The organism is Candidatus Saccharimonas aalborgensis, assembly GCF_000392435.1.
GTDB lineage: Bacteria > Patescibacteriota > Saccharimonadia > Saccharimonadales > Saccharimonadaceae > Saccharimonas > Saccharimonas aalborgensis.
Window position 1 is genome coordinate 886,006 of sequence record NC_021219.1, and the last position, 13,149, is coordinate 899,154.

The 13,149-nt window shown below is 51.0% G+C and carries 12 protein-coding genes and 1 tRNA gene; 8 read left to right on the top strand and 5 right to left on the bottom strand.

Annotation, left to right across the window (positions count from 1 at the left end):
- Positions 1-2: 2 nt before the first annotated feature.
- The 7 genes from L336_RS05840 (at position 3) to L336_RS04610 (ending at position 4,923) form a co-directional block, all read left to right on the top strand.
- Positions 3-374, top strand: a complete 372-nt coding sequence (locus L336_RS05840; RefSeq protein ID WP_015642047.1) for a hypothetical protein — start codon at positions 3-5, stop codon at positions 372-374.
- Entirely contained in the window at positions 367-1,233 is an 867-nt protein-coding gene (atpG, locus tag L336_RS04585; RefSeq protein WP_015642048.1) for an ATP synthase F1 subunit gamma, read from the top strand. The genes L336_RS05840 and atpG overlap by 8 nt, the downstream gene beginning before the upstream one ends.
- Positions 1,233-1,532: a hypothetical protein gene (locus L336_RS04590; RefSeq protein ID WP_015642049.1), complete on the top strand. Its 300-nt coding sequence runs from the start codon at positions 1,233-1,235 to the stop codon at positions 1,530-1,532. Before atpG ends, L336_RS04590 begins: the two co-directional genes overlap by 1 nt.
- Positions 1,522-2,898, top strand: a complete 1,377-nt coding sequence (atpD, locus tag L336_RS04595) for a F0F1 ATP synthase subunit beta (protein WP_041191382.1) — start codon at positions 1,522-1,524, stop codon at positions 2,896-2,898. Before L336_RS04590 ends, atpD begins: the two co-directional genes overlap by 11 nt.
- A 227-nt stretch (positions 2,899-3,125) precedes the next feature.
- Positions 3,126-3,461, top strand: coding sequence for a hypothetical protein (locus tag L336_RS04600; protein WP_041191384.1), 336 nt, complete (start codon positions 3,126-3,128; stop codon positions 3,459-3,461).
- 135 nt (positions 3,462-3,596) lie between these two features.
- A complete protein-coding gene (atpC, locus tag L336_RS04605; RefSeq protein ID WP_015642051.1) occupies positions 3,597-4,022 on the top strand; it encodes an ATP synthase F1 subunit epsilon in 426 nt (141 codons plus the stop codon).
- 22 nt (positions 4,023-4,044) lie between these two features.
- Positions 4,045-4,923, top strand: a complete 879-nt coding sequence (locus L336_RS04610; protein WP_015642052.1) for a cadmium-containing carbonic anhydrase — start codon at positions 4,045-4,047, stop codon at positions 4,921-4,923.
- Between the two features lie 146 nt (positions 4,924-5,069).
- Here the strand turns inward: L336_RS04610 and L336_RS04615 are convergent, their stop codons facing one another.
- From L336_RS04615 to L336_RS04635, 5 genes are all read right to left on the bottom strand, one after another.
- Entirely contained in the window at positions 5,070-6,092 is a 1,023-nt protein-coding gene (locus tag L336_RS04615; protein ID WP_128817325.1) for a tRNA dihydrouridine synthase, read from the bottom strand.
- Between the two features lie 91 nt (positions 6,093-6,183).
- Positions 6,184-6,279 (bottom strand) — tRNA-Gly (locus tag L336_RS04620).
- Between the two features lie 292 nt (positions 6,280-6,571).
- Positions 6,572-9,862 (bottom strand): ATP-dependent helicase, encoded by a 3,291-nt coding sequence (locus L336_RS04625; protein WP_015642054.1) that lies wholly within the window; start codon positions 9,860-9,862, stop codon positions 6,572-6,574.
- On the bottom strand, positions 9,859-11,247 hold the full coding sequence (locus tag L336_RS04630; RefSeq protein ID WP_015642055.1) for a DUF3137 domain-containing protein: 1,389 nt from the start codon (positions 11,245-11,247) through the stop codon (positions 9,859-9,861). The genes L336_RS04625 and L336_RS04630 overlap by 4 nt, the downstream gene beginning before the upstream one ends.
- Positions 11,244-12,602 (bottom strand): DUF3137 domain-containing protein, encoded by a 1,359-nt coding sequence (locus tag L336_RS04635; RefSeq protein ID WP_015642056.1) that lies wholly within the window; start codon positions 12,600-12,602, stop codon positions 11,244-11,246. The genes L336_RS04630 and L336_RS04635 overlap by 4 nt, the downstream gene beginning before the upstream one ends.
- 58 nt (positions 12,603-12,660) lie before the next feature.
- On the opposite strand from L336_RS04635, the gene L336_RS04640 reads away from it, so the two are divergent.
- Positions 12,661-13,149, top strand: coding sequence for a hypothetical protein (locus L336_RS04640; RefSeq protein WP_015642057.1), 489 nt, complete (start codon positions 12,661-12,663; stop codon positions 13,147-13,149).

The following is a 13,149-nucleotide window of genomic DNA, read 5'->3' on the forward strand; positions in this document are numbered from 1 at the left end:
TAATGACACGTCGCGCTCGCGTCGAATTGGGTTACCGGACAGATTGTGACCTACTATCTAGGCCCGTTGTTCAGGAACAGCTACCATTTGACGTTACTGCTGATATAAGACCTGCTCCTGAAGATGACGGTGAATCTTTCGCTTATGATATAAGGCAAATGATTGCCGAAACAGAAGCTCAATTAGCACGAGCAGAGGTTGATGGGAGAATCGACCGTGCGTGGCGAGGACTTTCGCGGGTTGCTCAATTAAGAATACTGCTCGATGCCGGTATTGATCCCTTTGCAAAATCACCACCCCTAAGGATGAGTAGTGATACGGAAGAGGAAGCGCGGTATACACGAGCGCTTCTAGACGAGGCTCGTAATGGCTAGTACGCAGCAACTCAAATCTCGTATCCGCTCGGTGAAGTCCACCAAGCAGATTACTAAGGCGATGCAGATGGTAGCTGCCAGCAAGATGCGGCGTGCGCAAGATGCGACCAAGGGCTCGGCGCCATACGAGCGGGCTGCCAACGAACTACTCACCTATCTCGCTAGTCAGGGAGTGACTGATCAGCACAAATGGTTCGTCAAGCGACCAGTCAAAAATCGTCTACTCATTGTTATCGCAAGTGACAAAGGTCTCGCTGGGGCATATAACTCAAATATCCTTCGATTGTACCTCGCTCAGCTCAAGGCCGATGACGCTTCTGGTGTTAAAAATCTCACCATTGCGGTCGGTCGCAAGGCCTCGCAATTTGTCACCCGTCTCAAAGATACAGAGGTCATCGGTACTTACGAGGATTTGCCAGATCACCCCGAGGGCGCGCAGTTTCACGCTATCCTCAATACCGCCAAAGACGCATTTGAGAGTGGTAGGGTTGATGCTGTTGACGTACTGTACACAGAGTTTATCAGTAGTATCAATCAGACAGCGGCGGTTACTCGTCTTTTCCCGGCCGGATTTATCGAGACAGAGGTAAGTGATGCGGTACGGGAGGCTATCTATGAGCCAAGTATTGAACGAGTGTTGGACGATGCTGCCTATCGGTTGATCGGCTCTCGCTTGTTTCAGGCGTTGCTCGATGCCCGGGCCAGCGAGCACAGTATGCGTATGCTCGCGATGAAAAATGCTACCGACAATGCTACTGATCTCGTCGATGATCTAACGCTTGAGATGAACAAGGCTCGTCAGAGCGCGATCACTCAGGAGCTTGCCGAAATTAGCGGTGGTGCGGAGGCAATGAAATAATGTACCACTCAGACTTGGGCAAATCAACACTTGACCTATGGGGAGAATCCCTGCCCGCTGGTCAACAGATCATTCCCGAGTTTTTGCTTGAGAGAGTGAGACGTCGTAGAGAGGAACTCGCGCGATTGGCACGAGGCCTGGCTGCTTTGGCAGCACAAAAGAGCGAAGTAGCTGGCTCAGGAGTGCCGTTAGCCATGAACACGCTCGATTCCCCGCCTTTTGACACCACCTGGGGTGGCGATGATGATACCGATACAGCAAATACAATCGACAAGACACAAGGAGGAAATGATGACTAAACAAACCGGAAAAATTATCCAGATTGTCGGCGTGGTGGTTGACGTCGAGTTTGCGGAGGGAAAATTACCTGCGATTTATGACGCACTCCACATCACTCACGACAAACGCGTCATGACGCTAGAGGTAGCGCAGCACCTTGATGAGCACACGGTACGGGCAATTGCGCTCTCAAGCACCGATGGACTGCGTCGGGGTAGCGATGTCGAGGCAACGGGTGCGCCGATTAGCGTGCCAGTTGGCGTCGAGACACAGGGACGCATGTTTAATGTCGTCGGTGATCCGATCGATGGCCAGCCAGCGCCAAAAGGCAAAACAGCAAGTATTCACCGTGAGCCCCCTGCTCTCTCTGAGCAGACCAACAAGACTGAGATCCTCGAAACAGGAATCAAGGTTATCGACCTCATCGCGCCGATTGCAAAGGGTGGCAAGGTCGGTCTGTTTGGTGGCGCAGGTGTCGGCAAGACAGTTCTCATCCAAGAGCTTATCAACAACATTGCGAAGTTTCACTCTGGTAACTCCGTCTTTGCGGGTGTCGGTGAGCGTACGCGTGAGGGCAACGATCTCTATCACGAGATGAAAGAAGCCGGCGTGCTCGACAAGACGAGCCTTGTCTTTGGTCAGATGAATGAACCACCAGGAGCCCGTCTGCGGGTGGCCCTATCGGGTCTTGCGATGGCTGAAGCGTTTCGTGATGACGGCAAGGACGTGTTGCTCTTTATCGACAATATCTTTCGCTTTACTCAGGCTGGTGCTGAGGTGTCGGCGCTGCTTGGTCGTTTGCCGAGTGCTGTGGGTTACCAGCCGAATCTCCAACAAGAAATGGGTGCTCTGCAAGAGCGTATCACTAGTACCAAAAAGGGTTCGATTACCAGCGTTCAGGCCGTCTATGTGCCGGCAGATGACCTCACTGACCCAGCACCTGCGACGACGTTTGCCCACCTCGATTCGACAATTGTGTTGAACCGCGGTTTGACGGAGATTGGTATTTACCCAGCTGTTGATCCGCTCGACTCCAACTCGACCATCCTCGACCCCGAAGTTGTCGGTGAGGAACACTACCAAACAGCTCGTGAAGCCCAGCGTGTCCTGCAGCAGTACAAAGAGCTCCAAGACATCATCGCCATCCTCGGTATGGAGGAACTCAGTGATGATCAGAAGCAAACCGTCGCCCGTGCCCGCCGCTTGCAGCGTTTCTTAGCGCAGCCGTTCTTTGTGGCGCAGCAGTTTACCGGCAACCCAGGCTCCTACATTAAAGTTACCGATACCGTCAGGGACGTTAAAGATATCCTTGCGGGCAAATATGACGCCAAGCCTGAGAGCTGGTTCTATATGGCGCCAGGTCCTCTGAGCGAGAAAAAAGACTAAAAGCTGTCTAAGCCCCAAGACCCTCCTCCGACAGACAGTTGGCCCTGATGGGCCAAGGCCCGCCAAGAGCGAAGGCTGATTCAGTTAGCGGCGGGCCGGTTGTCTGGAGTGGGGAGGGTGTTGGGGCTTCAGATGAAAGTTCTTTGACTTTATACAACAATAGTGATATAATATAAGAGACGGCCTGTTTAATCGAACGAGCCGACCAACAAGCCTCATGTAAGGAGGTGGTTCGCGTGCTCAACCACTGGTTGGCGCGTGTGCTCCCAGGAGGGCGCGAGCCCGGAGATCCCTGGTGGGTCTTCCGGGACGCAGACGGTCAGGACAACGACTGGTGGCCCCAGTTGGTGTCGCTGGGGTGCTACCCCCTGGTCTTCTTCGTTCTCTTCGGGTGGTGGGGGGTGCTGCTCGGCCTGGTGGCCGCAGTCGGCACGCTCCTCTACTGGGGAGCACTTCTGAGCGTCGCGGTGCTGGTGATCTACGTCCTGCTGTCCCTGTTTCTGGGGTGGCTGTGGGCACTGGTCATCGTCGCACTGCTCGTTTGGTGGTTCATCTACCGCTAGACGAGCAGTGTCGCTGTGTACGCTCACTAGGGTGAGAGTGGCAGCCGATCCCGGCTCCACTCTCGCCCGCGCAGTACAAGATTTCCTCTTAGCACTCTCGCATCGGGCGAGAGTTTTTGGTATGATAGAACTAGTATGGATTTTGAACTAATTACCCTCGGTGGCAGTAAAGTCAACGAGCAAGTGTACGAGGTGATTTTGCCAACGGCAGACGGAGAGATCGCGGTATTCCCTCACCATGAACCGCTGGTCAGTGTTGCATCGCCAGGTGTGATCGCGGTGCGCCGCGACAAACAGCATAGCGATGACCGCATGGAGTTTTTTGCGGTCAGTGGCGGCATCATCGAGATCGGCAATAATCGTGTTCGCGTGTTGGTTGATGAAGCTGAGCACGGCGACGATATTGTCGAGGCAGAGACACAGGCCGCACTTGACCGAGCGCTTAAGATGCGCGATAGTGCAACAGACCAAGTTGAACTCGAAAAAGCCCATCAGTTGGTTGATCGCCACGCTGTTCGCCTCAAGGTAGCTGATCTCCATCGGCGCCGGCGAAAGTTATAGGAAAGAAAGAACGGGTGGGACGATGCCTCGGACAGTACATCTCGGGAGATTGAGTGAACGGACTTGGCCAGGGAGTGTGTCGGCTGACGATGTGTATGTCGATATTGCCACCATTGCGTCATCGCTTGATGAGTATTATGTACCAGTAAATCCAAAGGCAAAGACTCGCTGTATCGATGGTCGGCACGATCCGGCGCTCGATGAAGGAATGCTTGGGCCGCAGGTGCCCGGCGGTGCGATCGGAGGAGCTCTTGCCTATCGGCTGGGAGTTGATAAGGATGACCTGACACGAGGAACGTTTTATACAGATACCGAGACGATGATCGACTCGTATCTACGACTTGGTCTGGCACCAGGCGGGCACCGTGATAATCGTGAGCATGAGCACGGTGTTGGCTGTGGTGCGATTGACGGCATGGATGCAATTCTCGACTGTCTCTTGGACTCGGGCTTGATCGAGGACAACAAACGCTTAGTCAGAGCGATTCTCGATACGCGCTTTGATCGGGATCGTTACTTGCGGGTGCTTGGTGCGGGCACGGTGCTCGAGAGCCACGCTGATCAATATTTTGCTGGGCGGGATGAGATATTTACGGTGCTGGAGAAGAAATCTCCCGGTAGTGTGTCAGTGCTCGAGGGGCACCACAATGAAAAATTACTTATCGTTAATTTTGTCCCAAGCACAACACTTGCATCAAATCGATTTGCGCGAGATCACGGCGGGTTGCAAGCATTCGGTTATGATATATGGCGAAGTAAACAGTTGGCGCGTATGCTGTTGCCGCTTGACTCCCAAGATGAGGACCGTGATCGCTTCATTATGGCGCGAGTTATGGTTACGATTGCAACGCTAATGGCGCTTACTGATGGATCACAGCAGGTGTTGTTTCGATTGCCTTAACAAATGTCGAGCCCCGGACGTTAACCCGACTCTCACCCCCTCCCCACTCCAGACAACCGGCCCGCCGCAAACTGACTAGCCTTCGCCTTGGCGGGCCTTGGCCCATCAGGGCCAACTGTCTGTCGGAGGAGGGGGTGAGATTCAAGTTAACATACTTGCCTATCGAGAATACTTCTGACCTCTTCAGTTGTCGTGCAATTCATCAATTCTACCCGCAAGTCGCTCGCGCCGTCGAAGTCACGGATGTAGATTTTGAAAAAGCGCTTTAGCGTTTCGAAGGGTCGGCTAGTCTGTTGGTAGTAGCGGTCGTATTCATCGAGATGAAATCGCAGTAATTCGATAAGTTTATCATGTTGATCACCGCTCGCGTCGTCGCCTGCGCGCTGCTTGGCAGCTGGTTCTTGACGGTCGAATTCTTGCTTGCTTGGTTTGTCGGTACGGTCACTAAACGCATAGGGATTGGTAAAAATACCTCGGCCGATCATGATACCGTCGATGCCATACGTATCATAAAATTCAATACCGTGAACACGATCACGCACATCGCCGTTGATCACAAGAAGTGTATCGGGTGCTAGTTCATCACGCAGTTTCTTTATCTCTGGGATTAGCTCGAAGTGCGCGGGAACCTTGCTCATCTCTTTTTTTGTGCGCAGGTGGACGGTCAGTACGGCGATGTCTTGTCTTAGTAAGCCCCCCAGCCATTCGCGCCACTCGTCGACATTACTATAGCCGAGGCGCGTTTTCACACTGACTGGTAGGCCTCCAGACTTTGCTGCCTTGATGATCGCCCAGGCTTTTTCTGGGGTGCGAATCATCCCGGCACCACCACCGGCTTTGACGGCGGACTGGTCGGGGCATCCCATATTGATATCAATCCCATCGTATCCGAGCTGACGGCAGTACCCACTCATAGCCGCCATGGCTTCGGGATCACTCCCCCATAGTTGAGCAACAATCGGCGATTCGTCGTCAGTCTTGATTAGTCGACCGCCGATGGCTTTGTCGCCTGCTCGGTACCACCCCATCGCGTTAGTAAACTCAGTAAAAAACACGTCTGGCTGACCCGCACGCGTGATAACATGGCGAAATACGACATCTGTCACCGCCTCCATAGGAGCGAGGATGAAAAAAGGTCGAGGAAGGGTGTGCCAAAATGTCGACATGATAGTTATTATAGCGAATAATGAAGAGCGGGTTCACCGCCAGGGACTTGTGTGTCCCGGCGGTGAACCCGTAGTAGTACCCCCTAGGGGGTACTGGAGCCCCATACAGGAATCGAACCTGTGCGTGTGCCGGTGTTGCTGGCATTCCACGACTTGGCAAGCCGCAGCTCTACCACTGAGCTAATGAGGCCGGTCGGGCCGACAACTTGTACAGCCGTCGGCCCGCTGTCCTACCCTATCATGCTGTTGAGACGATCGCAAGCATGAGCAAGTAGGAGGTGGTCAGATGTCAATCATGCCCTGACGAGTGGGCGGCTGCTTGCAACGGGAACAGATGACCCCGTTCTTGTCGCAGCCGCTACAGCCCTTACTGTCACACGGCTTGTGCGGCCAGTGCGGGTAGGCGTGCGGACACGGGACTCGTGGCATAGTTCACCTCCCTATGGGTGTCGAGAGCCTTGAGTATGACCGATGTTATTCTACTATTTTTTTGCGAAATTGTCAATCAAATAGTGTTCAAATTCTATGATGCCCTTGAGGGTCGGCTCAAAACTACTAGTATCGGGAAGTTCAAGCGCTGTAATGCAGTGCCATACGGCCGCGATGAGATCGGAGAATTCGGCTAATTCTTCCTCGGTAAACGTCAAGCTTAGATCGTGAATAACACCTGATTGGTCGGGTTCGATGAATTGTAGCACGCCTTTTGTAAACGCGTACTTGCTATAGTCTCTCGATTTGCTCACCAAGAGTTCATAAAACATCAGCTGCTGCTTGTATTTATGCAGCTTGATCTTTTGATACTCGCTGTTCCCATTCCAGGTGCGGCTGGGTTTGCCTGTCTTGTAGTCGGTGACGACAATTGAGTTGTCGGCGATGTCGACAAGATCGAGTGAGCCTGTCAGGCGGGCGTCGCCGAGCTGGACATGTTGCGTGCTAAAGTTTAGTTCAGTTTTTTGAGTGGCGGTAAACGTACTGTATTTTGCATCGAGGAAACGCGTTAAACTATCGACACCTTTTTTGCTATAGAGAGCAAATTCAGCTGCCGGCAAGCGTTGGTTTTGGAGTTCGGTCACGAAATCACCGAGGATATCTTCGACTGGCCGCCGGTCACCAGTTGCCGCGAGATGTGTATGCGCGCGCTGCAATACCGCATGAATAGCCGTACCATAGCAAGCAGCAGCCGATTTTGCCTGCGGAAAACGGAGCAAATTATGCAGCAAAAATGCTTGCGGCCCGCCGCGGGTGATATCGATGAAGGCGTTGAGATGGGTGCTCGAGAGCTTGTAGGCTTCGAGCTGCGGCGTGAGCAGCTGTTTCATTGTGATAGAAGGATGTTTGGTGATGGTATCATGCCAGGCAAGTTCAGCATGATCGGTGAGTTGCGCGAGTGTTGTTTGTGGTACTGAGACTGTCGGTGTAAGTGAACTGCCGACCAAGAAACGAGCGATCAGACTGTCTCTTTCCTGCTCGTCGTGACGGCTATAGCTGATGATCAAGGTACGGCACGCCCGTGTCATGGCGACAAAAAACAGTCTCAGCCGCTCGTCGTAGGTGTTACCAGCGGGCGCAAGCGGTAGGTTTTCGGGGTAGCCGATGAGGCGGGTTCGTGATCGTACTCGTTCGCCCCAAATAGAATCGATTGCGCTCACAATAAACACGGTATCGAATTCGAGTCCTTTTGCCTTGTGAGCGCTGAGTAGCGTAATAGCGTCCTGGGCGTGCTCACTCGGCCGTCGCAGGCTGACAAGGGGTGTTTTCATCTGTCGATGGAGCTCGATAAATGAAAGGAAATCCTGGAGCGTGAGGTCTTGGTCGGGACGATACTGGCGGAGCGCGTGGCGCAATGTGCGGAGTGCCTCCAGCATGGTGAGGTAGGCGTCGGGGTTGTCTTTTAGGCGCTCATCTGAGAAATAATAGGCAAAGAGAGGCGACGAATAGTCGTGTGATGAAGACTCTTCTTCGGTCGGTATGCCCGTTAGTATATCGATACTCGCTTCGAGTGTCGTATGCGAAAGGTTAGCTGAGAGAGATATCAGCCACTGGGCAAGCGGTTGGTAGCGTTCTGAATTTTGCATTGCCTCAAGCCAGGTGATACGGTCGCGGTAACAGGTCAATCCAAGACGCCAAATTGCCTCAGGATTTGGTTTGCACATCGGATGACCGAGCAGCTGCGGCATTAGGCTGTCAACTACATCGAACTCTGAGTCATGAAGCGAGACGGTAATACGGGCCAGTAGCTCGAGCGCCCTCACTGCTTCGATGTCGAGCACATTGTCTCGACGCTCGTAATTGACAGCGATATCCTCATGATAGAGGTATGGCAGGAGCGAAACCAAGTCTTGATGTCGTCTGGCAAGTACTGCAATTGAAGCAGGCGTCGCTCCATTTTTGATACGTTCTTTGATGCTTTGCGCGATCCAGGCTCTCTCCTCGATCACCGAGGGAAGTTGTTGAAGTATGACCGTTGACTCAGATTTCTTTTGCGCTTCGAGCTGCTTGCTGATCTCCATCGTTGTTTCTAGCCGACCGGTACCCTGTACAATAACCTCTCGGGCATGTTGTAAGATGGCAGCGCCCGATCGGTAATTTTCGGTCAGTACGATGCTTTGATGACTGGGATATTGGTTACGAAAACGGTGAATATTGTTGACGTCCGCTCCCTGAAATGAGTAGATTGCTTGATCATCGTCGCCAACCGCCATGACATTTGGGTTACCTTCGTTTGCAGACGTATCGGTGAGGTCAAACAAGATACGCAGTTGAGCAAGGTTGGTGTCTTGGAATTCGTCGACCATGATATAGTGATATTTTTCTTGTAGGTTGTACTTTAGGTCGGGCTGTGTCTCCATGCCGTGAACTACTCCCAAGATCATATCATCATAGTCATATAGCCCGGCTTGCTCCATACGCGAAAGGTAGACATAGTAGATGTGGGCAACCGAACGTAGTTTTGCGTGACGTTTGCGGTCCTTAAACACAAACTCACCCTCAGTATTCTTTTCGAGCCACTGGTTGCGCCATGCCGTGATAGGCGTGGTTTTATTGGTGGCGACAGCCTCATCAAAGGCATGAGCCATACTGAGTGCGAGTACATTTGCCAGCGGAGTGATACCAGATGGGAGTGTCGGTACCGCGAGTGCTGCAACTCGCTCGGCGAGGGGCACTAGCAGACTTAGCATAGTAGTGCTCGGTTTGTTGGAAAAAATTTCAGTCAGATCGCGCTCAATGCTATCCAACACCTCTTCGTTAGCGTTGATAATAGCGAGGAGCTCATCACTGCTGAGTCCGGCGCGTTTAAGCTCACTAATAGTACTCATTGTGTCTTTGAGGTGGGTATGCTCGCCATTGTTTTTGCTTGCGAGCGGGTTTGTATAATCAAGCTCATCAAAGATTTCACTCAGCACTTGGTGCATGGTTACCTCGTCAGCAGGACGAAATGCCGCACCATGATAAAAATACTGATTGTTTTGGTTGATCACTTCAGTCCCAAAGCTGTGGAAGGTATGGATAGCTACCCTATAGGCATCTGGACCAATAATTCCTGCTAATCGTTCACGCATGGCGGCTGCACCACTATCGGTAAAGGTGAGGCAGAGGATGTTTTCGGGCAATGTATCAGTTGAGCGGAGGATATTTGCGGCACGCATACCGAGGAGCTCGGTCTTTCCTGTGCCGGGTCCGGCTACCACGAGTAACGGGCCATCAATGGCATCAACAGCCTGGCGTTGAGCGGCATTAAGTTGGCGATAGCGTGCGTCGAAGGCCGTTGTCAAAGTTGCAGTTCCTTGTAGGCTTTTTGGAGGATGGTGAGCACTGTTTGATAGTCGATCGTTTGGTCTGAACCAGTTTTGTAAAGGTAGATTATTGTATCGACCACCTCGATTGATACATGTTCGTCAGTATCATAGAGATACGCCATAAAGCCAGGATTAAGTAACTCAAACGTGGCTAATCGATCAGCATCAGTTGCATATACATCATAGCGCTTATTGAAGTCGGGCCACTCAAACTCGTATTTGGTGTAGCCATCAGGAGCACTATTACCAAACAGTTTTTTTGGTTGAATGAGAATACCGCCGTATGATTTTGGAACGGCAAGCTGTGAGATGACAATAGGCTTGCTGGACGAACCGTACGCCTTATATGTATAAAACTGTACAAGGTAACTACCCCACTTACCTACGACGTAGTTATTTATATCTGACACGCCAAACTTACCTTTACCAAATAGTTTGCCGCGGCTTGGCAAGAATAGCCAACCCATATCAAGATAATAAAACAGTTTATTGTCTGTTGCGAACTTAACCATATCGGCACGCTGTGTGCCAATATCAGCCGTGCTTTGGTCGATGCCGTCAACGAGCCAACCAGTATCATTTTTAATGAGTCGCCAGTATTCTGTAAACGTCGATGAGTCTTTGTACAGTGTCGACCCAGTGGGAGTGTCAATCAACGTATCTTTAGCCGAGGCTCGAAACAATACTGTACAGACAGTTCCTTCAGCATTACTATCGATAACACGCGATGCACGGATGCGGACATTGTCCATTTGATTCACGCGCTGCAAAACAGCGAGAGCTTCGAGTAGCAGGGCGGATTTATCTCCAAAGGACGGTGTTGTAAGCAAACGGATAGCTGCACTATCGCCTCTACTCCACGCAGACTGATAATCTTGGAATAGTGTTTTAGCCGATGAGAGTACGGTAGTTGCCTGCTGTGGTCCAACCATCTTTAGTGAACGCCGAGGAATGGGTAACCTAGCCGCTATTTTTGCACCATGAATAATACCTGCCACGGTGCCTATTATTACGCTGCTGCCGTACAAGAGTCCTATTGGCCAATAGAGTATCGCACACAAGGTGCTTGCTATACCCGCACCCAAGACTTCAATTTTTATAAGTGTGCGAGGCTGCACAGACGGGAACCTCTTTTTTAGGTCCCGTAGAAGAATTGCCCCTATTAACGTCGTAAGGACACCTAAAAGAACTGTTGTGGCGAGCATTGATACGAACGGATCAAGAGGATCGCCGCTGCCCGAAGATCCGCTACTATGGCCTCCGCCACCTCCACCGCCACCTCCACCTCCGCCGCCACCGCCGGACCCACCACCGCCACCGCGGCCAAAATCTCTGAGGAGTGATTCGAGGAGAGATATCATAGCTGCAGTTCCTTATACGCCTTCTGCATGAGAGTCACCATAAGTTGATAATCCGCGGAAGTTGCCGCTTTTTGATTCTTGTAGAGGTAGATGATATTGTCAGTGACTTCGATGCATATATTGCCATCTGTGTCATAGAGATAGGCCATAAATCCAGGATTGAGTAGTTCAAACGTCGCTAGGCGATCGGCGTCAGTAGCATATACATCATAGCGCTTATTGAAGTCCGGCCACTCAAACTCGTATTTGGTGTAGCCTTTTGGTGCTCCGTCTCCAAAGAGATTTTTGTTAAATATATTTCCTGATTTTGGACGAATCCAGATACCGCCATATGATTTTGGGACGCAGATCTGGGCAACGATTTTTGGTAAGACAGTACTATCGCTCGGCATAAGGCTCAGTGTGTAGAATTGTACGAGGTATTTGTCCCACATGCCAATAACGTGGTTGTTGACATCACTTTTGCCGAACTTGCCGTTACCCAGAAGTTGACCATATCGTGGTAAGAACAGCCACCCCATGTCAAGCGAATAATACATGTTGTTTGCAGCCGCAAAGGCAGCGAGCTGATTATCCGCTAGCGATTTATCCGCTGTGCTTTGTTCGATATGATCAAGCAGCCACGAAGATTGGTTGCGCTGAAATGTCCAATATTCTGTGAAGCTAGAAGCATCTCGGAATAGCTGTGTATTTGATGCAGTATCAATGAGAATATCGTCAGCAGTTGCCTCTATGGCAACAGTAAAACTATCTTTGGTGTTGTCGGCGTCATCATGAATATCGATAATTTCGCAGCGAAGTATAGTAGGGTTTCCTACGACATTTTGTCGTCCTAACTGTAGCAGTGCGAGCATCAGTAAGTAAGCATGGTAGGTATATCGCTGGGTCGCGTAGGTCTTAATTCGGCCCGTATCACCTTTTGACCAATCAGACTGATATGCCATGAATACCTGCTGTGCATATGAGACGAGTGAGGCCTCATCCCATGCATTGTCAGTTTGTGCGGCGGAAGACAATTTTTGTTTTGCGGCTTTTCTTCGTTTGGAGAGTTTATCCCATATATCAAAGAATGCCGAGTGCCAGCCGAGCCAAATACCAATGATGACGAGTGTCATGAACCACCACATTGCGCCACCGGCTACAATGCCAATGATAAATAGAATGATTGAAAACACGGTTGCACAGGCGGCGCTAATGATAAGCTCCAGTGTGCGCGGAAAGAGTTTCTTGACAAGTTTACCGAGATAATAACTTGGGATATAGCCCACGATAGCAAGTCCCATATCACCGCCGCCACCTCCACTGGAGCCCCCTCCTCCGCTTCGAGCGAAGTGCAATAAGACGTTGTAATCCATAGCCACTATTATACGCTAGTGTTGCTAGTTTTGGCGCGGTATACGATAATTAGAACAAATGAATGATGACATATACGATGATCTTGCCCTCGAGCGAAGTGCCAAACAGGAGTTTGGTGTCGATATAGAGATAGAAAAGGTCATTGTGCGCGGAATAAGTGTCGGACATTCGGCGCGTGCGACGGTACTGTTATCAAAAAAGAAACAACTCTATTGCTATATATACGGTCATTCAAAACTGTTGCTCAACGATGTCAAAAAAATAGCTGCACGCATGGGAATTGTCGTCGAACTGTATTTTCCACCAAAAGGACGACCAAATTATTTTGATGATATTGGCCGCGAACGCTTTTCGTTGGTATTTCCTGGACGAAAAGAAATTCATGAGTCAGACATCGTGTTTTATCGCACGCTTGCCCCCTACAACCCCGCACTTCTATTAGTACGGGAAATACGCGAGGGTCACATTTATCAGGCAGATAGTGATGCTCGCAGCGGTTGGCGTGTGGCGACGAAGTTTGCCTATCGGCGGATTAAGACAAGCTAA

Excerpts from the sequence above, each read along its gene's own strand:
- L336_RS05840 (WP_015642047.1), top strand. The coding sequence starts at position 3 with ATGACACGTCGCGCTCGCGTCGAATTGGGTTACCGGACAGATTGTGAC.
- atpG (WP_015642048.1), top strand. The coding sequence starts at position 367 with ATGGCTAGTACGCAGCAACTCAAATCTCGTATCCGCTCGGTGAAGTCC.
- L336_RS04590 (WP_015642049.1), top strand. The coding sequence starts at position 1,233 with ATGTACCACTCAGACTTGGGCAAATCAACACTTGACCTATGGGGAGAA.
- atpD (WP_041191382.1), top strand. The coding sequence starts at position 1,522 with ATGATGACTAAACAAACCGGAAAAATTATCCAGATTGTCGGCGTGGTG.
- atpC (WP_015642051.1), top strand. The coding sequence starts at position 3,597 with ATGGATTTTGAACTAATTACCCTCGGTGGCAGTAAAGTCAACGAGCAA.
- L336_RS04610 (WP_015642052.1), top strand. The coding sequence starts at position 4,045 with ATGCCTCGGACAGTACATCTCGGGAGATTGAGTGAACGGACTTGGCCA.
- L336_RS04630 (WP_015642055.1), bottom strand. The coding sequence starts at position 11,247 with ATGATATCTCTCCTCGAATCACTCCTCAGAGATTTTGGCCGCGGTGGC.
- L336_RS04635 (WP_015642056.1), bottom strand. The coding sequence starts at position 12,602 with ATGGATTACAACGTCTTATTGCACTTCGCTCGAAGCGGAGGAGGGGGC.
- L336_RS04640 (WP_015642057.1), top strand. The coding sequence starts at position 12,661 with ATGAATGATGACATATACGATGATCTTGCCCTCGAGCGAAGTGCCAAA.